Below are 17521 nucleotides of genomic sequence, written 5' to 3' on the forward strand. Positions count from 1 at the left end.
CATGCTGAAGGTATCGGGCGTCCACACCTTCTACGGCGCCATCGAGGCGCTGAAGGGCATCGACATCGAGATCGGCGCCGGCGAGATCGTCTCGCTGATCGGCGCCAACGGGGCCGGCAAGTCGACGCTGCTGATGACGATCTGCGGCAGCCCGCGGGCGCGCCAGGGCCGGGTGTTCTTCGAGGGCGAGGACATCACCGACCTCCCCACCCACGAGATCGTGCGGCGCGGCATCGCGCAGTCTCCGGAAGGCCGGCGCATCTTCCCGCGCATGACGGTGCTGGAGAACCTGCAGATGGGCTCGATCGTCGCCCAGCCCGGCAGCTTCGACCGCGAGCTGGAGCGGGTGCTGACGCTGTTCCCGCGCCTGAAGGAGCGCATCAACCAGCGCGCCGGCACGATGTCGGGCGGCGAGCAGCAGATGCTGGCGATCGGGCGGGCCTTGATGAGTCAGCCGCGTTTGCTGCTGCTGGACGAGCCCAGCCTGGGTCTGGCGCCGCTGATCGTGAAGCAGATCTTCCAGGTGATCCAGGAGATCAACCGGGAACAGAAGATGACGGTGTTCATGGTGGAGCAGAACGCCTTCCACGCGCTGAAGCTGGCGCACCGGGCCTATGTGATGGTGACGGGCAAGATCACGATGACGGGAACCGGGGCGCAGCTTCTGGCCGACCCGGAGGTGCGGTCGGCTTATCTGGAAGGGGGTCACTGAGATGGAGACGATCCTTGGCTCTTCGCTTCCGGTCTTCCTGTTCCTGACGCTTCTGGTGTTCGGCGGCTGCGGCGTGCTGACCGGGCAGACGCTTGCCGAAGGGTGGAAACCGGTGTCGAGCGTTCTGGCCTATTCGCTGCTGCTGGGGGTGGGCGACCGCTTCCTGGCCTGGGGCCTGTTCGGCGAGGAACTGCTGTCCGTGTGGGGCTTCATCGTCCATACGGTGGTGCTCGCCATCATCACGCTGACCGCGCACCGCATCGCCATCGCAAGGCGCATGGTCAACCAGTATCCGTGGCTCTATGAGCGCGCCGGACCTTTCGGCTGGCGCGACCGGACGGGCGTGGGCGCCGGAGAATAAGATAAAAGGAATAGACCATACGGCCGATTGGTGCCCGCGAAACTGTCGCACCGTGCGCCACTTGGGGTATGGTATTCTGGAAACCGCCGGAGGGGACCCGGCGGCAAGGCCCGCAAGGGCCGGGGGTATGTTGCAACAGGGACCACACACAGAACAGGGAGCAAGCACACCCATGAAATTCAAGCTGTCCCTTCTCGCCGCGATCGCGGCGACCGCGCTCTCCGCCACGGCCGCCAAGGCCGACATCGCGGTGGCCACCGCCGGCCCGATCACCGGCCAGTACGCCACCTTCGGCGAGCAGATGAAGAAGGGCATGGAACAGGCCGTCGCGGACATCAATGCCGCCGGCGGTGTCCTGGGCCAGAAGCTGAAGCTGGAAGTCGGTGACGACGCCTGCGATCCGAAGCAGGCCGTCGCCGTCGCCAACCAGCTGGCCAAGGCCGGTGTGAAGTTCGTGGCCGGCCACTTCTGCTCGGGTTCGTCGATCCCGGCCAGCCAGGTCTATGCCGAGGAAGGCATGCTGCAGATCTCCCCGGCTTCGACCAACCCGAAGCTGACCGAGCAGGGCCTGAAGAACGTCTTCCGCGTCTGCGGCCGTGACGATCAGCAGGGCATGATCGCCGGCAAGTATCTGCTGGAGAAGTTCAAGGGCAAGAACATCGCCATCCTGCACGACAAGTCGGCCTACGGTAAGGGTCTGGCCGACGAGACGCAGAAGGCGCTGAATGGCGGCGGCCAGAAGGAAGCCATCTACGAAGCCTATACGGCCGGTGAGAAGGACTATTCCGCTCTGGTGTCGAAGCTGAAGCAGGCGAACATCGACGCCGTCTACATCGGTGGCTATCACACCGAGGCCGGCCTGATCGCCCGCCAGATGAAGGACCAGGGACTGAAGGCGACCATCGTGTCGGGTGACGCGCTGGTGACCAACGAGTACTGGGCCATCACCGGCGACGCCGGCGAGGACACCATGATGACCTTCGGTCCGGATCCGCGCGAGAAGCCGACCGCCAAGGCCGTCGTGGAGACGTTCCGCAAGGCCGGTTACGAGCCGGAAGGCTACACCCTGTACACCTACGCCGCTCTCCAGATCTGGGCGGACGCGGTGAAGCAGGCGAAGTCGACCGACGCCGCCAAGGTTGCCGAAGTCATGCGCAAGGGCAACTACGACACCGTCATCGGCAAGATCGGCTTCGATGCCAAGGGCGACGTCACCAGCCCGGCCTATGTCTGGTACAAGTGGCACAACGGCCAGTACGCCGAAGTGAAGTAAGCGAAACGCGTCAGCGTTCCGTGGGAAAGGGTCGGCACTCCGTGCCGGCCCTTTTTCTATGGGGATTGATGGGGATCTTGATGCCCGCTCGACAGGACTGCAGCGGCCCTGCGATATTGTTTGAAAGCGGGTCAGGGAATAGGTCGGGGAACATGCGCGACGTGGTGCTGGGCCCCGGCCGGTTGCGCTGCGGCAATGGCCGGGGAGGAGAGCCCGGTCGCCACACGCCGGCCCGATTGCTCGCTGAGCAGCCGTTCGGAGGTGCGCATCACCTCCCGCCAAAAGGCGGCGGCACGGGTGTGATTGGCGGCCGTGAGTTCGACAAGACGAACGCGGCTCATTCGAATCGCGGTCTCGCCCAGTTCATCAACCAGGCGGGTCGCGAAGACAAGCACGTCGAGATCGGTGTTCATGACGCATATGAACCCACAGCCGCAGATTTTGTTCCACTCTGAAATCGCACTGCGGCAAAGGGTCATCGGGGGTGCTACCGTCGTGCGGCACTGCAACAGTGCATATGCAGCATCGGCAAAGGGTCACCGAACGGACACTCGCCACGGCAGGGGGGTTTTGTGCTTCAATGGCGCCCTTCGCGGCGGCCGTGACGGTCGCCGGTATGGGACGGGTTTTGGAGAACGAAAATGCGCAGGAAGCGCGAGGTGGTCGAGGGACAGATTTACCGCAAGCTGTCCCCCAGCGGCGGCTATTGGGAAGTGATCGCCATCCGCAAGGACGGCATGGGCACCCAGCATGCCCAGATGAAACGCACCGACGATCCGAAGACGCTGAAGACCCTGTCGGTGGCGACCCTGCTCGACCCCCACGAGTTCGAGATCGTCACCGAGTGATCGCCGTACCAAGTGTTTGCCGTACCAAGTGATCGGGTCAGGCCGGACCGGTGATATCCGGCCGGCGGTAGAGATCGGCGGCCGGCATTCCGTCATGCCGTCCGGCCAAACGCTCCAGCCGCCCCTTGCCGATCAGGTGGTTGAGGTGCGCCACCGCCTCGCCCACGGCGAAGAGCATCTGCTGCGGGTCGAGCGGTCGCGGGAACAGCGCCCGCGTCACCGCGGCCGCGGTCTGCGGTTCGGCACACAACAACTCGATCTCGGCCAGACGCTCCGCATGGTGCCGGGCCAACTCCCCGGCACGCCGGTGCAGGCCGTGGAAAGGGCGCCCGTGCGAGGGCAGGACCAGCGTGTCCGCCGGCAGGGCGTTCCATCCCTCCAGGCTGTCGAGATAGTCGGCGAGCGGATCGGCATCCGGCTCCGACGGCCAGACGCTGATGTTCGGGCTGATCCGCGGCAGGATCTGGTCGCCGGAAATCAGCAGGTCCGGGCCGGCAGCGTCGGCCGGACGGTGCAGGCTGACCGGCTCCGCCGTGTGGCCGCTGCCGCCGATCACCGTCCAGTCGCGGTCGCCCACCCGCAGCCGGTCGCCCGCCCGCAGGCGGGTCAGCGTCGCCGGCACCGCGGGCACGCCGCGGCTGTAGGCCCCCTTGCGGGCGAGCAGCGATTGCAGCGCCTCCTCGTCGAGCCCGCAGCGGCGGTAGAAACGCTCCACCACCGCGTCGGCGGCGGCATCGTTGCCGGCCGACAGGGTGCGGGCGAACAGCCACTCGGTCAGCGAGGCGGCGAAATCGGCGCCGGTCCGCTCCACCAGCCAGGAAGCCGCGCCGATGTGGTCGGGATGGAAATGGGTGACCACCACCCGCTCCACCGGGCGCCCGCCCAAAGCCTCGTGCAGCAGACCCTCCCACACCGCGCGGCTGCGCGGATCGCCCAGACCGCAGTCGACCAGCGTCCAGCCGGCCATCCCGCCGTCCAGCGCCCAGACATTGATGTGGTCGAGTTGGAATGGCAGCGACAGGCGAATCCACAGCACGCCGGGCACCACCTCCTGCCATCCACCGGGATCGGGGGTGGTGCAGAGGGGGTAATCGACCGATCCGTCCGGGGTAGAAGCCATTGTGCCGACTGTCCAAGTTATTGTTATCGATCAAGAAAATGCCCCTAGCGTTGCTGAGGCAAATCTGCAACAGCAAAAATGGGCTTGCGCAGCCGGGATTGGAAGCGGGGCCGGCCGATTCCATTGTCGGGGCCGGAGCCCGTTCTGTCACGCACTTCGCCGCAGGCCGGGACGTCCCGATCCGCCAACGCCGTCAACGATGGGAACAAGAACATGACGATGCGTGGGATTTTGCTGGGCACGGCACTGGCCGTCGCCATTCCTTCACTGGCCGTCCCGACCGCCGCCTTTGCCGGTACGGAAGGCTTTTATGTCGGCGCGGGGGCCGGCGTGAACTGGACCGAGGATGCCGACCTCGGCAGCTATCCGGCTCCGGGCCTTGGCCTGAAGGAGGAATTCAAGATTGGCGGCATCGGCGACCTGTCGGTTGGCTACGCCACCGCGATGGGCCTGCGCGCCGAACTGGAGGCCGCCTGGCGGTGGCGCAACAGCGTCGACAGCACCAGCAGCGCCACCCCCGGCCTGAACGGCCTCGGCGGCAAGATGAGCTCGGTCGCCTTCATGGGCAATCTGCTTTACGACATCGACATCGGCCTGCCGATCACCCCCTATATCGGCGCCGGTGCCGGTATCGCCGGCGTGAAGCAGTCGCTGAACGGCGCCAGCGACCGTGACTGGGTCTTCGCCTATCAGGGCATCGTCGGTGCGTCCTATGCGATCAACGACAATGTGGCGCTGACGCTCGACTACCGGTATTTCGCCACCGTCGATCCGGAGTTCGAGCTGGGTCCGGTAACCTCCAAGGGCGAGTACCGCAACCACACCATCCTGGCCGGCCTACGCTACACCTTCGGCGGCCCGTCGCGGGCGACGCCGGTCGCCGCCCCGGCCCCGGCCGCGCCGCCGATGGCGGCCCAACCGCAGAGCGAGTATCAGGTGTTCTTCGATTGGGACAAGTCGGCGATCACGCCGAATTCCGACAAGATCATCGCCGACGCGGCGGATGGCGCCAGCCGTGCCCGCGCCGTCCGCATCCAGGTGATCGGCCACACCGACACCTCGGGTTCGCCGTCCTACAACCAGAAGCTCTCGATGCGCCGGGCCGAGGCGGTGCGTCAGGCGCTGGTCAGGCATGGCACGCCGGCCAACATCATCACGATCGAAGGTGTCGGCGAAAACCAGCTGATGGTCCCGACCGGTCCGAACGTGCGTGAGCCGTCGAACCGCCGGGCCCAGATCATGATCAAGATCTCCTGACCGGTGGCGGGGGAGGGGCGGGCGCCTCTCCCCCGGCGGGCGGCCGTGATCCTTGCGGGATTGCTGCCGCCCGACGTGCGAAGGAGGTAGCGCGGACCGTTGCGTCAGCGTATGACGGTGCGGTACTCCAGGCATCTTCGGTCCGAGACGTTACATGCAGGTTCTGATCGCCGACGATCATTCCATCGTCCGCAGCGGCTTGACCCATCTGGTGGGTGAACTGGACGAGCAGGCCACCGTGGTCGCCGCCACCAGCTTCAGCCAGCTGAACGCCATCCTCGACACGTCGATGCAGGACGGGGGGAGCGCGTTCGACCTGATCGTCATGGATTTGCGCATGCCGGGCTTGGGCGGGCTCGATGATGTCGAGGCGCTGGTCAAGCGGGTGGCGCCGGTGCCGGTCGCCATCTTCTCGATGATCGAGTCGCCGGACGAGATGCGCGCGGTGCTGTCGCGCGGTGTCCGCGCCTTCATTCCGAAATCGACCGACGACGTGCTGGTGGTGAATATCCTGCGGCTGGTGATGGCCGGCGGGTCCTATGTGCCGCCGGTGCTGGGCATGCCGGGGGCGCCGGTTCCGGCGGCATCGGCGACCGCGCGCGGCGCGGCTCCCAGCATTTTCGACGGGCTGACCCGCAGACAGCTGGAGGTGCTGGATCTGCTGGCTCAGGGCCTGTCCAACCAGGAGATCGGCGAACGGATGGGGCTGAACCTGTCCACCGTGAAGACCCACGTCACCGGCGTCCTGAAGGCGCTGGGCGTCGGCAGTCGCACCCAGGCGGTGCTGCTGGTCAAGGAATCGGGGCGCGACCGGCTGGTCTGACCCGCTACAGCGTCGTGCGTTCAATATGAAACGCACGACGCTGTAGCTTTATGGTTGGCGATCGGATTCACGCTCCAAATCGATTCCGATTTTACGCGATCCGATCTAGAGGATGGCGTTCAGCAGCGATCCGCGTCCGCCATAGCTGTTGCCGGAGCCGCCGAGCAGCATGGAGGCCGGGTTGAGCGAGGCGCTGCCGGCGCCGAGGATCGAGGCCAGCCCCTGCAGCTTGGTGTTGCCGCCGAAGGGATTGTCGCCCTTGGCGGGCTGCTTGGCGATGGTGTCGTAATCCTTGCTGTAGTTGCCCATGCGCAGCTGGACGCCGTAGCTCTTGGCGTCCTTGACCGGCACGTCCTTGTCGCGGGCGATGCGCAGCGTGTAGTCGCCCTTGTCGAGGGTGAGCTGCCCCGATTTCAGCTTCTGGAAGGCGTCATAGCTGGCGCCGGCATCCTTGTTGCTGTCGGCGATGATCTTGCCGGCGCGGTCCATCAGCTGCAGCCGGACCCCGGCATCGCCCACCGTGCCGAGCGTTGCGGTGCCGGAGGTGGTGACGCTGAACTTGTAGAAATCGGCGGGATCGTTGGAGGCCAGCGAGCTGAAGACGTTGAGGCGGCTGCTGTCCTTGACCAGCGTTCCGATGTTGGTCGCGAAGGGAGCGGCGTTCATCGCCGATTTGTTGACGGTCTGCTCGTATTCCTGGACCTTGCCGGTCGCGCCACCGTTGCCCGTCGCCTGCTGCTGCACGCGCTTGACCGCGGCGTCGATCGACTGCTGCAGGCTCTGGGCCATGCTGCCGACATCGGCGTAACTGGACAGGCTGACCATGGTGCGCTCCCCTCTTCCCGCATCCCCGGAAAGGAATGATGGACGAGGGGTTTGCAGGATGCGGGCCAGAGCCAAGCTGTTGATTTGGCAGGAATCTGGTCGGGTGTCTTCGTGCCGGGCGGCAGCTTTCGACCGGTGGAGCGGCAGGTTTTTCCTACACGCTTTTCCTACACGATGGACAGCATCGCCGCCGCCGGCGCGTCGATCGCATCGGCAAGCGCGCGCAGGCCGCGGGCGGCCTCGTCGCGGCTGCGCGGCATGCACAGGCCGACGCGAACCGCATGGGGGGCACTGGCGCGGCCGACGGCAAAGGCGTCGGCGCCGGTGACGATCACCCCGCGTCGGCGGGCTTCGCCGATGAAATCCTCGCGGCGCCAGGGTTCGGGCAGGACCAGCCACAGATGCTGGGCCGCCGGATGGCCATAGACCGTCTCCGCCGGCAGGATGGAGCGGGCCAGCCGCTGGCGGGCCAGATCCTCCTCCCGCTGGGTGGCGACGATGCGGTCGGCGGTGCCGTCCTGGATCCAGCGCGCCGCGACCTCCGCCGGCAAAGCCGGAGCGGAATATTGCAGGGCGCGGATGGCGGTCTCGACGCGGGTGCGCAGTTCCGGCGGCGCGACGACGAAGCCCAACCGCAGCCCGGCGGCGAGGCTTTTCGACACGCTGGACACATAGAGGGTGATGTCCGGAGCCATGGTTTGCATCGGCAAGGCATCCGGCACCATGAAGCCGAACACGTCATCCTCGATCACGATCACGCCATAGCGGCGGGCGATCTCCACGATCTCGCGGCGGCGGGCGGCGGGCATGACGACCGCCGTCGGATTCTGCAGGGTCGGCACCAGATAGACCGCCTTCGGTCCCAGCCGGCGGCAGGCGCTGTCGAAGGCGTCGGGGACCAACCCGTGTTCGTCGATGGCCACGCCTTCCAGGTGATAGCCCTGGGTGGCGGCCAGCGCCTTGGTGCCTATGTTGGTCAGCCGTTCCGCCAGGATGACGTCGCCGGGGCGGGCGACGGCGGCCAGCGCCACGGCCAGCGCATTCTGCGCACCGGTGGTCAGCAGCACCGAGTCGGCGGTCGCCTTCACCCGGTGCTGGCGTTCCAGCCACGCGGCGGCGGCGGCGCGGTGATCGGGCAGCCCGGCATGGGGACCGTAGCCGATCAGTGCCGCGGCGTGACCGGAGGCGGCGATGGCCGTCAGCGTCTGGCCGAAGGTCTGCACCGCGACCGCATGTTCGGGATGGACTGTCGTCATGTTGACGATGGAGGGGCCGGCCGAGGTCTCGCCGGCCGGCGGCCAGCCGAGCGGCAGGGGGGTGGCCGGCGGACGCTGGCCCTGGACGAAGGTGCCGCGCCCGACCTCACCGCCGATCAGCCCGCGCTTTTCCGCTTCGGTATAGGCGCGGGTCACCGTGCCGACCGTCACGCCCAGGCGGAAGGCTAGGTCGCGGTGGGTCGGCAGCCGCGTGCCGACCGGCAGCACACCGTCGGCTATGTCGTCGGCCAGCGCGTCGGCGATGACGCGATAGAGCGGGCCGGGACGGCCCTCCAGGTTCGGGGTCCAATTTGTCATGAGTACAAATGTGGCATTGTCCCGACCTGCTGGCAAGGTCCGCGCGATTGTCCCTGTCGGCAGGGCAGGAAGGGGCCGAACAATCCGGAAACGCCTTGCGCAAGTCCATTACGCACCATCTTGTATCAGGGTGGAGGAACCGATAGTTTCGGTACAGGGCGTGGCAGACAATCCGCCACCCATCGCTGTCCGGCACGGGGGACAATGCACACCATCGCGGTGGTCGACGACGATCCCATCACCCGCGAGACCCTGAAGGCCTACCTGGAAGGGGAGGGCTATCGGGTAATGCTGGCACGGGACGGCGACCAGCTGTCGGCGCTGCTGGCGCGCGGAAGGATCGACCTGCTGCTGCTGGACATCCGCCTGCCCGGCAAGGACGGTCTGGCGGTGACGCGGGAACTGCGGGCGACCTCCAACATCGGCATCATCCTGATCACCGGACGGTCCGACCGGATGGACCGGCTGATCGGTCTGGAACTGGGCGCCGACGACTACATCACCAAGCCGTTCGAACCGCGAGAAATCCTCGCCCGCACCCGCAGCCTGCTGCGCCGCATCGCCAAGCCGACCCGGCCGGCCGGTGGGCGGGTGAAGCGGTTCGACGGGTGGGAACTGCATCTGGACAAGCGCCGGCTGCGCGACCCCCATGGCGAGGATGCGCGCCTGACCTCCGCCGAGTTCGAACTGCTCGCCGCCTTCGTCGAGAATCCGGGGCGGGTGCTGAGCCGGGACGATCTGCTCGACCTCACCCTGCGCGGCGATTCGGTGCCCTATGACCGCTCCATCGACCGGCTGGTCCGCCGCCTGCGCCGGGTGGTGGAGCCGGACCCGGCCGATCCCAGCCGCATCGTCACGGTCCATGGCATGGGGTACATGTTCCAGGCCGCGGTCGACTGATCAGCTTCCGGCATCCGGCAGCGATTCCAGGAACGCGTCGACATCGTCCAGCACCGGACCCAGCCAGCGCAGCGGTGCCGCCAGGGCAGCGACGGTGCGGATGTGGCCCATACCCTGATATTCAGCGGTGCGCACGGTGCCTCCGGCCTCGCGCACCCGTGCCGCCAGATTGCGGCTGTTGCGCGGCAGGACCGTCTTGTCGGCGGTGCCGGTGGCGAGGAACAGGGGCGGCAGCGGGGTGGCGACATGGTTGATCGGCTGGGTGTCCGGCCGCCGCTCCACCGGGCCGAACAGATCCTTAGCATGTCGCTTTGCAGGGGCAGGAAGTCGTAGGGGCCCGACAGCAGATAGGGCGCTGCCGCCGGCAGGAAAGGGGCCGGGGACGTGGCTTCCGCCCACCATCAGGAATGGAATGCCAGGCAGGAAAGCGCGATCAGGTTTGCGCCGATGAGACCCGGCGCTGCGGGCGGGCGGTGGCTGCGCCGTCGTCCTCCGGCTTTCCGGGTTTGCGGAAGGTGCTGAGTTCGGAAATGCGGTTGACGGTCAGGCCGTTCAGGCGGCAGCCGGCGACCTCGACAATCTCGAAACCGGCCTTGCGGGGATAGCGGGCGGCGACCCGTTCGCGCGCCTCGCGGTCGCCGTCGGCGATCAGCAGATAGCGGCGAACCCCCGTCCAGCCGCGATAACCGCGCTGGTCGGACAGGCTGACGCCGGTGGGGTGGCAGCGGACCGCGACCTCCCAGAAGCGGCCGGGACGCGGCTCGTTGCGGTCGAAGACGAAATAACGCTGCATCGCCGAGGCTTTCTTCTGGTCAAGCTCCAGAATGGCGGCCTGCATGTCGACCTCCGCCTTCTGCACGCGCCTTTCCATCTCCACCTGGTGCTGCGCAAGCTGGGCATAGTCGGAAGCGATGTCGGCGACCTCCTTGGTCACGTCCTCCACCTTTTCCTTCAGCTTGGACATGGCGATCCGCGTCACCACCAGCTGGCGGCGCCAGTAGCGGTTGGACAGGACGGTCAGCACCATCAGGCCCAGCGCGAAATACAGCATCATGCCGGTCATGCGGCCGTCCTCTTCATGCTGCTCCCCTCATGCCGTCCCCCCTCATGCCGCCGAGGCCTCCGCCTCGGGGTCGGGGGCGAGCGCCAGCGGAACCACCGGCGAGCAGATCACGCCGTTGCGCTGGGAAAAGCTTGTCCGCACCGTCCCGTGGGCCTGTTCGGCGGACGGGGCCGTGATATGGGCGACGTTGCGGTATTCCCAGATCTGGCGGGAGAAGACGATGTCCTTGCGGTCCAGCTCGTTGAAGTTCGGGCCGGCGGCCAGTTGTGCCCAGTAGACGTCGCCGTCGCCATCCTGGTCGCCCAGTTCATGGACCAGTTCGATCTTCGAATATTCCAGTGCGCGCAATTCGGTCATCGCCTTCTGGCGCCGGCCATTGAATTCGGTCAGGCGGGCTTGCAAAGTGGTCAGGTCGACGCGCTTGCGTTCCGTCTTCTGGCGCCATTCGGCGAGTGCGGCGCGCTTCTTGTCGTACTGGCGCTGGTTCATCGCCTCGCGCGTTTTCTCCGCGCTGACGCGGCCGACATCGACGACGATGGACAGTCCGAGCGCGGCGGCGCTGGCGATCAGAAGCAGCATCCCCAGGAATTCGGCCGAAATGACCATTCGCCCTCCGCCAGCCGCACCGAATGCCTGCGCCGGTGTACCGACGCATCGTGCCACGGTGGGCGAAGGGCCGCGATGCCCTCGCGACCACCCGTCGCACGGTGCGGATCATACCATCGCGCTCCATGTCGAGGTTGTCATTTTTAGCCGAAATAAGGGTAAACCCACCTTTTTTGGGAGGGATTATGACCGGATGCCGAACAGGCGGGGTAAGCCCGGCACCCGGTCATAGTCCTGCCGGTCAGTCGGATTTCGTCTCCGGCTCGAAGCTCATGGCGACGCCGTTCATGCAATATCGCTTGCCGGTCGGCTGCGGCCCGTCGTCGAAGACATGGCCGAGATGGCCCTTGCACGACGCGCAGTGAACCTCCGTGCGCGGGTAAGCCAGCTTATAGTCGGTGGAAGTTTCGACGGCGCCGGGCAGCGGCTCCCAGAAGCTGGGCCAGCCCGACCCGCTCTCGTACTTGGTGTCGCTGGCGTAGAGCGGCTGGCCGCAGCCGGCGCAGCGGTAGACGCCGTGGCGCTTCTCGTCGTTCAGCGGGCTGGTTCCGGGATATTCCGTCGCGTGCTCGCGCAGCACCTTGTACTGGTTGGGCGACAGATCCCGCTTCCAGTCCTGCTCGCTCTTGTCCGATTCGGGCATGCCGCCGGTCTCCGATGCTGATGGTGGGTGTTCTGAACCACCTATATTGGTTCGCAATCCCTCCTGCCCAAGCCGGGCAGGGGAGCCATCACGCAGTCGTGACCGGTGGGGTGGCCTATATCGGATCGGAAATATGTCTGCGCCAAAAGATTCTTGCCAATCAGGCGAAGGTTCGACGGCTGATACCTTCCGAAATTGAATCGGTTTCGGTAACATCCTGGACGCCAACAGTCCCGGACAGCGTGTCCGGGGCGGCAATGCCGGGGCAACGAAGCGCCGCATGATGGATGAACGCTACCTCCGGGCGGTTCGCGATGCGCTGGTGCGGCACCAGCAATGGCTGCTGCGCGATCCGGCAGGGAAGGGGCGTCGCGCCAATCTCAGTTTCTACGATCTGGCCGGGCTCGGCCTGAACCGCGTCAACCTGTCGGGCGCCAAGCTGACCGGGGCCAGCCTTGCGCGGGCGCGCATGGTCGGCACGCTGTTGTCCAAGGCGGATCTCTACGGCGCCGATCTATCGAAGGCCGACCTGACCGGCGCGCAGCTGCAGGGCGCCGACCTGCGCGGGGCCCGGGTGGACGGCGCCAGGCTGCAGAACGCCAACCTGCAGGGGGCGGACCTGCGCCGCGGCATGGTTCTGGACGCCGGCGAATTCCGGGCGGCCGGCAACAGCGACGGCACCACCACCTTCGTCGGCTGCAGCCTGTCCAAGGCGATCCTGACCGATTGCCGGATGGCCCAATGCGATTTCAGCGGCAGCGACCTGTCCGGCGTCGATTTCAGCGGCAGCGATCTCAGCGGCGCCATCCTGATCGGGGCGGACCTGACCGGCGCCACCATGCGCAAGACGACGCTGGACGGCGTGCTGATGTGCGGCGCCCGGCTGAACGACGAACTGCGCACGGCGCTGGAGCGGCACGGCGTCGACGTGGACGGCACCGGCCTGACCACCACCGCCGCGCGGATGACCGAGCTGATCGCCGAGCACCAGATCTGGGTCGACAAGCTGGGCAAGGGGGGCGACCGCATCCAGCTGCAGCGGATCGACCTGCGCGGCTACAACTTCGCCAACCAACTGCTGTGCGGGGCGGTGATGCGCTTCTGCGGTCTGCGCGGGGCGGATTTCTCCGGCGCCAAGCTGATGATGGCGGATCTGTCCTACAGCGATCTGCGCGACGCCGACTTCACCAGCGCCGACCTGTCCGGCTGCAACCTGGAGGGCGCCAATCTTGCCGGCGCCAAGCTGTGGCGGGCCAAGTTCCGCAAGGTCGATCTCAGCGGCGACGGCAGCCGGCTGTGGCCGACCAGCTTCGCCAAGGCCCGGCTGACCGGCGCCGACCTGCGCGACGCCAGCCTTGCCGGCGTGGTGCTGCGCGGCACCGACCTGACGGCGATCAAGACCAGCTTCGCCACGTTGAAGGGCGCCGACCTGTCCGCCGCCCGCGGCTGGCAGCCCTTCGAGGCGCCGGCCTAGGGGCATCGGCGAAAAAGCGGTTCAGCTTCCGTCGGCGACGGGGATGCGGCCGGCGACGATGCCACGGCGGGCGGCTTCCGCGGCCTCCACCATCGCCGGGGTGATGAGATCCCGGTTGTTTTCGTCCACCGCGTAATCGACCGCACCCTCGGCAAGCCCTAACGCCACCGTGCCGGGGTTCCAAGTGCCCTGGCGTGCCGCCTCCAGGCTCGAGCCCACCGCCAGATCGACCCGCTTCAGCATCGAGGTCAGGATGGTGCCGGGATAGAGGTAGTTCTGGTTGCTGTCGACACCGATGGCGAGCCGCTTGCCTTCGCTGGCTGCGGCGAAGATGCCGAAGTTCGAAACCCCGGCCCCGGCGAACACCACGTCGGCCCCGCGCTGGAACTGGCTGCGCGCCACCTCCGCCCCGCCGGCGGGATCGTTGAAGGCGGCCGGCGTGGTGCCGACGAAATTCACCAGCACCCTGACGTCGCCGCGGGCATGGCGGGCGCCCTGTTCGAAGCCGGCGATGAATTTGCGGATCAAGGGAATGTCGAGCGCGCCGATGAAGCCGACTGTCCCGCTTTTCGACGCCAGCGCCGCCAGCACGCCGACCAGGAAGGATCCCTCCTGTTCCTTGAAGAGGACGCTGCGGATGTTCGGCCCCTCCGCCACCGCATCGATCAGCGTGAAGCGCACCGCCGGATGCGCCGGAGCCAGCCGGGCCAGCGGCGTCGCGTAATAGAAGCCGATGGCGACCAGATCGGTGACCCCGCGCCGCAGCAGGGATGCCGCAGCTTGGTCGAATTGGGCAGGCGTGGACGGCAGATATTCGAGGACGGGAATGCCGGTGGCCGATTTGAACCGCTCCGCCCCGGCGAAGGCCCCCTCGTTGAAGCTCTTGTCGAACTTCTGGCCTGCCGCATAGACCAGTCCGGGCTGGATCGCCGCTGCATGGGCGCGTTGCGGAAACAGTACCAGAGCGGTGCCGGCAGCACCGAGGGACAGGATCGACCGGCGGGTGGGGTGCGGCATGGCGCGGCCTCTGGCAGGGTGGAAGCCCTTCATCCGAATTCAATTTTAGGCATGGATTTGCGGTCGGAACCAGAATTTTGTTGCGCTGCAGCCAGTCATGGCATGAGCACCCCCGGCGAAGCCGGCCATAACCGGTCAACGCGCGGATTGTCGCGGCGCCATTCCACCGCAGGTTACTCAAAGCAGCCATGCCGAGACGGGACTTTGCGTCGGACTGGGGACGGCGCAGCTTAAAGGCTGCGGATTCCGTCCGGCCGATTTTCCCCTGTCACATTTGGATTTGCCGATGTTCGCGCGCCTTGCCGCCGTTCGTTCCCGTTCGCCTGCCGAAAGCCCGTTCTTCATTGCGGCGCTGGGCGTGCTGATGTCGTTCGGGCCGATGGGCACCGACATGTATCTGCCCGGCATGCCGGCGATCGGCCGCGAGCTGCATGCGGGGCAGGATCAGGTGCAATGGACCCTGTCGGCCTTCTTCCTGGGCTTCGGCGTCGGACAACTGCTGTGGGGCGCGCTGAGCGACCGGTTCGGCCGGCGGATCCCGGTGGCGACCGGCATCCTGCTCTATGCAGTCGGCTGCATCGGCTGTTCGCTGACCGTCGATGTCGGCCATCTGGCGGCCTGGCGCTTCGTGCAGGCGGTGGGTGCCTGCGCCGGGCCGGTGCTGGTCCGCGCCATGATCCGCGACGTGTTCGAGCGCGACCGGGCGGCCAGCGTCCTGTCGATGATGATGCTGGTGATGGGCGCCGCCCCGATCATCGCGCCGCTGATCGGCGGCCAGATCCTGGTCTGGGCCAATTGGCGCTGGATCTTCGGGGCCCAGGCTGCCTTCGGCGCCATCGCGATGTTTGCGCTCGCCAGCCTGCCGGAAACCCATCCGGAGGCGCGGCGCACCAGCCTGCGGCCGATGGTGCTGTTCGAATCATACCGCAAGCTGCTGACTGACCGCCGCTATCTCGGCTATGCGGTGGGGTCGTCCTTCATCTATGCGGGGATGTTCGCCTTCATCTCCGGCTCGCCCTTCGTCTATATCGAACTGTTCGGCGTCCGGCCGGAAAATTACGGCTTCCTATTCGGGCTGAACATCGTCGGCATGATCATCGTCAACACGCTGAACAGCCGCGCGGTCATGCGCTTCGGCTCCGACATGATGCTGCGGATCGGGGTCTGGCTGTCCGCCGCCAGCGGCATCCTGCTGGTCGCCTGCGTGCTCGGCGGCTGGGGCGGGCTCTGGGGGCTGGTCGGCTGCCTGTTCCTGTTCATGTCGCTGACCGGCTTCTGCTTCGCCAATTCCATGGCCGGCGCGCTGCAGTCCTTCCCGCAGATGGCCGGCACCGCCTCGGCACTCGCCGGGATGCTGCAGTTCAGCAGCGGCGCGGTATCGGGATGGGCGGTCGGGCTGATGGCCGACGGGACCGCCCTGCCGATGGCGGGGGTGATCGGGGGAGGCGCCCTGGTCGGTCTGGCGCTGAACCTGTGGCTGATCCGCCCGTTCCGCCGCCGGCTGCCGGCGGACGCGTAAGAACAGAGCATTCTTGTGCATTGCGTGTCGCCCCTGTCAGTGCTCGGCGTGAATTGAATTTCGCCGCCGGGGGGACTAGGCTCTCGCGGCAAAAGGAGACCCGACATGCCGCAGACCCCGCCGCCGAGGCCGCTTTTCAACTTCGCCCACCCGATCGCCCGCCCCGTCGCACGACGGGAGCTGCTGGTGGGTGCCGCAGCGCTGGGCATTGCCGCCGCCGCCGCGTCGATGCCGCTGCCGGCCTTCGCGGCGACGACCCTGCGCGTCGGCTATATCCCAATCATCCCGATGACCCAGCTTTATGTGATCACGGGTGAGGGATGGACCAAGGATGCCGGGTTGAATCTGGAGACCACCAGCTTCCAGTCGGGGCCGGCGATGATCCAGGCGCTCGCCTCCGGCACGCTGGACGTCGCCTATGTCGGCATCGGCCCGGCGCTGATTGCCCGGTCGAAGGGGGTGAAGCTGAAGGTCGTCGCCGCCAACGTCATCGATCAGGTGGCGCTGATCGGCCGTGCTCCGCTGGCCAAGGCGATGGCCGGCGCCGGCAGCCCGGCCGAGGGGATCAAGGCCTTCCGCGCCGCCAACGGCCGGCGGCCGAAGATCGGTTCGCTGCCGGCCGGCTCGGTGCCGGACACGGTGTTGCGCTATTGGATGGCGGAGGTCGCGCACATCGCCCCCGACGATGTCGAGATCGTCGGCATGGGCGAGCAGCCCTTGCAGCAGGCGCTGCTGACCGGCGCCATCGACGGCGCCTCGATCCTTGAACCGATCCTGACGCTGGTGAAGTCACGCCTGCCGGATGCCGCCATCGTTGCCAAGGCCGGCACCTTGTTCCCCAAGCAGCCGGGCGCCGTGCTGGCGGTAACCGAGGACGCCATTGCGAAGAACCGCGACGCGGTGGCCGAACTGGTCAAGCTGCACATCCGCGCGACCGCCTTCGCCAAGTCCAACCCGGACCGCACGGCGGAGCTGGTGACCGACATCATCGGCAAGGGGCTGGTCGAGCGCGACGTCATGCGGGCGGCCCTGACCTCCGACGCGACGACCTTCGTCGACGATCCGCGGGTGATCCTGGACTCGACCAAGAAGATGCAGGCTTTCCAGCAGTCCTTGAACCAGATCACCGAGCCGGTCGATGTCGACACGCTGTTCGACTTCTCCTTCCACGACGCGGCGACGGGAAAGTGACCGCCATGACCGCTAACCTGCGTCTCGTCATCCATGCCCCGACTCCGGCCGCGCTGGAGCGGGCGCGGAACAATGCCCGCAACCTGCTGAAGGCGCGGCCCGATGCGGAGGTGCGCATCGTCGTCAATGCGGGCGCCGTCGCCGCCGCGCTCGACAGCCCGGACGCGGAGACCGACCGGCACCTGCGCGTCTGCGGCAACACGCTGGCGAAGACCGGCCGGACCGCCGAGGGGCTGACGGTGGTCGCCGCCGGCGTCCTCGACATTGCCGAGGCGCAGGCGGACGGTTGGGGCTATATGCGGGCCTGAGCCGGAT

General features: G+C 67.1%; 20 protein-coding genes. 11 read left to right on the forward strand and 9 right to left on the reverse strand.

The window, feature by feature from the left end; translation table 11 throughout:
• Nucleotide 1: 1 nt before the first annotated feature.
• The 3 genes from B9N97_RS28280 to B9N97_RS28290 all read left to right on the forward strand — a co-directional run bounded on the left by B9N97_RS28280 (nt 2) and on the right by B9N97_RS28290 (nt 2346).
• The gene (locus B9N97_RS28280) at nt 2-712 is read left to right on the forward strand and encodes an ABC transporter ATP-binding protein (RefSeq protein ID WP_042696422.1); all 711 of its coding nucleotides are present in this window, start codon (nt 2-4) and stop codon (nt 710-712) included.
• Nucleotide 713: 1 nt separating this feature from the next.
• Nucleotides 714-1073 (forward strand): DUF6867 family protein, encoded by a 360-nt coding sequence (locus tag B9N97_RS28285; RefSeq protein ID WP_085091138.1) that lies wholly within the window; start codon nt 714-716, stop codon nt 1071-1073.
• Between the two features lie 172 nt (nt 1074-1245).
• Nucleotides 1246-2346 (forward strand): branched-chain amino acid ABC transporter substrate-binding protein, encoded by a 1101-nt coding sequence (locus B9N97_RS28290; RefSeq protein ID WP_085091139.1) that lies wholly within the window; start codon nt 1246-1248, stop codon nt 2344-2346.
• Nucleotides 2347-2477: 131 nt separating this feature from the next.
• Here the strand turns inward: B9N97_RS28290 and B9N97_RS28295 are convergent, their stop codons facing one another.
• A complete protein-coding gene (locus tag B9N97_RS28295; RefSeq protein WP_085091140.1) occupies nt 2478-2759 on the reverse strand; it encodes a hypothetical protein in 282 nt (93 codons plus the stop codon).
• A 228-nt stretch (nt 2760-2987) separates the two neighbouring features.
• Here B9N97_RS28295 and B9N97_RS28300 point away from each other — a divergent pair, with 228 nt between their 5' ends.
• Entirely contained in the window at nt 2988-3194 is a 207-nt protein-coding gene (locus B9N97_RS28300; protein ID WP_042696427.1) for a hypothetical protein, read from the forward strand.
• A 37-nt stretch (nt 3195-3231) separates the two neighbouring features.
• On the opposite strand, the gene B9N97_RS28305 is transcribed toward B9N97_RS28300, so the two are convergent.
• Nucleotides 3232-4314, reverse strand: coding sequence for an MBL fold metallo-hydrolase (locus B9N97_RS28305; RefSeq protein WP_085091141.1), 1083 nt, complete (start codon nt 4312-4314; stop codon nt 3232-3234).
• 213 nt (nt 4315-4527) lie between these two features.
• Between B9N97_RS28305 and B9N97_RS28310 the strand changes: the two genes are divergently transcribed.
• A complete protein-coding gene (locus B9N97_RS28310; protein WP_085091142.1) occupies nt 4528-5571 on the forward strand; it encodes an OmpA family protein in 1044 nt (347 codons plus the stop codon).
• 154 nt (nt 5572-5725) lie between these two features.
• Nucleotides 5726-6394, forward strand: coding sequence for a response regulator transcription factor (locus B9N97_RS28315; protein ID WP_085091143.1), 669 nt, complete (start codon nt 5726-5728; stop codon nt 6392-6394).
• Between the two features lie 105 nt (nt 6395-6499).
• Here the strand turns inward: B9N97_RS28315 and B9N97_RS28320 are convergent, their stop codons facing one another.
• Together B9N97_RS28320 and B9N97_RS28325 are read right to left on the reverse strand one after the other, a co-directional pair.
• Nucleotides 6500-7219, reverse strand: a complete 720-nt coding sequence (locus B9N97_RS28320) for a hypothetical protein (protein WP_085091144.1) — start codon at nt 7217-7219, stop codon at nt 6500-6502.
• 167 nt (nt 7220-7386) lie between these two features.
• On the reverse strand, nt 7387-8793 hold the full coding sequence (locus tag B9N97_RS28325; RefSeq protein ID WP_085091145.1) for an aminotransferase-like domain-containing protein: 1407 nt from the start codon (nt 8791-8793) through the stop codon (nt 7387-7389).
• A gap of 204 nt (nt 8794-8997) precedes the next feature.
• Here B9N97_RS28325 and B9N97_RS28330 point away from each other — a divergent pair, with 204 nt between their 5' ends.
• Complete coding sequence (locus B9N97_RS28330) at nt 8998-9693, forward strand: response regulator (protein ID WP_085091146.1); 696 nt, start codon at nt 8998-9000, stop codon at nt 9691-9693.
• Here the strand turns inward: B9N97_RS28330 and B9N97_RS28335 are convergent, their stop codons facing one another.
• From B9N97_RS28335 to msrB, 4 genes are all read right to left on the reverse strand, one after another.
• The gene (locus B9N97_RS28335) at nt 9694-9975 is read right to left on the reverse strand and encodes an alpha/beta hydrolase (protein ID WP_085091147.1); all 282 of its coding nucleotides are present in this window, start codon (nt 9973-9975) and stop codon (nt 9694-9696) included.
• A gap of 151 nt (nt 9976-10126) precedes the next feature.
• Entirely contained in the window at nt 10127-10756 is a 630-nt protein-coding gene (locus tag B9N97_RS28340; protein ID WP_085091148.1) for a hypothetical protein, read from the reverse strand.
• Between the two features lie 42 nt (nt 10757-10798).
• A complete protein-coding gene (locus tag B9N97_RS28345; RefSeq protein WP_085091149.1) occupies nt 10799-11362 on the reverse strand; it encodes a hypothetical protein in 564 nt (187 codons plus the stop codon).
• A gap of 241 nt (nt 11363-11603) precedes the next feature.
• Nucleotides 11604-12005 (reverse strand): peptide-methionine (R)-S-oxide reductase MsrB, encoded by a 402-nt coding sequence (gene msrB, locus B9N97_RS28350; protein ID WP_085091150.1) that lies wholly within the window; start codon nt 12003-12005, stop codon nt 11604-11606.
• A 280-nt stretch (nt 12006-12285) separates the two neighbouring features.
• Here msrB and B9N97_RS28355 point away from each other — a divergent pair, with 280 nt between their 5' ends.
• The gene (locus B9N97_RS28355) at nt 12286-13479 is read left to right on the forward strand and encodes a pentapeptide repeat-containing protein (protein WP_085091151.1); all 1194 of its coding nucleotides are present in this window, start codon (nt 12286-12288) and stop codon (nt 13477-13479) included.
• A 21-nt stretch (nt 13480-13500) separates the two neighbouring features.
• Here B9N97_RS28355 and B9N97_RS28360 read toward each other — a convergent pair whose 3' ends face one another.
• Nucleotides 13501-14496, reverse strand: coding sequence for a BMP family lipoprotein (locus B9N97_RS28360; RefSeq protein ID WP_085091152.1), 996 nt, complete (start codon nt 14494-14496; stop codon nt 13501-13503).
• 286 nt (nt 14497-14782) lie between these two features.
• On the opposite strand from B9N97_RS28360, the gene B9N97_RS28365 reads away from it, so the two are divergent.
• The 3 genes from B9N97_RS28365 (at nt 14783) to B9N97_RS28375 (ending at nt 17514) form a co-directional block, all read left to right on the forward strand.
• On the forward strand, nt 14783-16015 hold the full coding sequence (locus B9N97_RS28365; protein WP_085091153.1) for a Bcr/CflA family multidrug efflux MFS transporter: 1233 nt from the start codon (nt 14783-14785) through the stop codon (nt 16013-16015).
• A 105-nt stretch (nt 16016-16120) separates the two neighbouring features.
• Nucleotides 16121-17206, forward strand: coding sequence for an ABC transporter substrate-binding protein (locus B9N97_RS28370; protein WP_085091154.1), 1086 nt, complete (start codon nt 16121-16123; stop codon nt 17204-17206).
• A gap of 5 nt (nt 17207-17211) precedes the next feature.
• Nucleotides 17212-17514 (forward strand): DsrE family protein, encoded by a 303-nt coding sequence (locus B9N97_RS28375; protein ID WP_244560971.1) that lies wholly within the window; start codon nt 17212-17214, stop codon nt 17512-17514.
• The last annotated feature ends 7 nt before the right edge of the window (nt 17515-17521 follow it).

Source organism: Azospirillum oryzae, from assembly GCF_900177515.1.
GTDB lineage: Bacteria > Pseudomonadota > Alphaproteobacteria > Azospirillales > Azospirillaceae > Azospirillum > Azospirillum oryzae_A.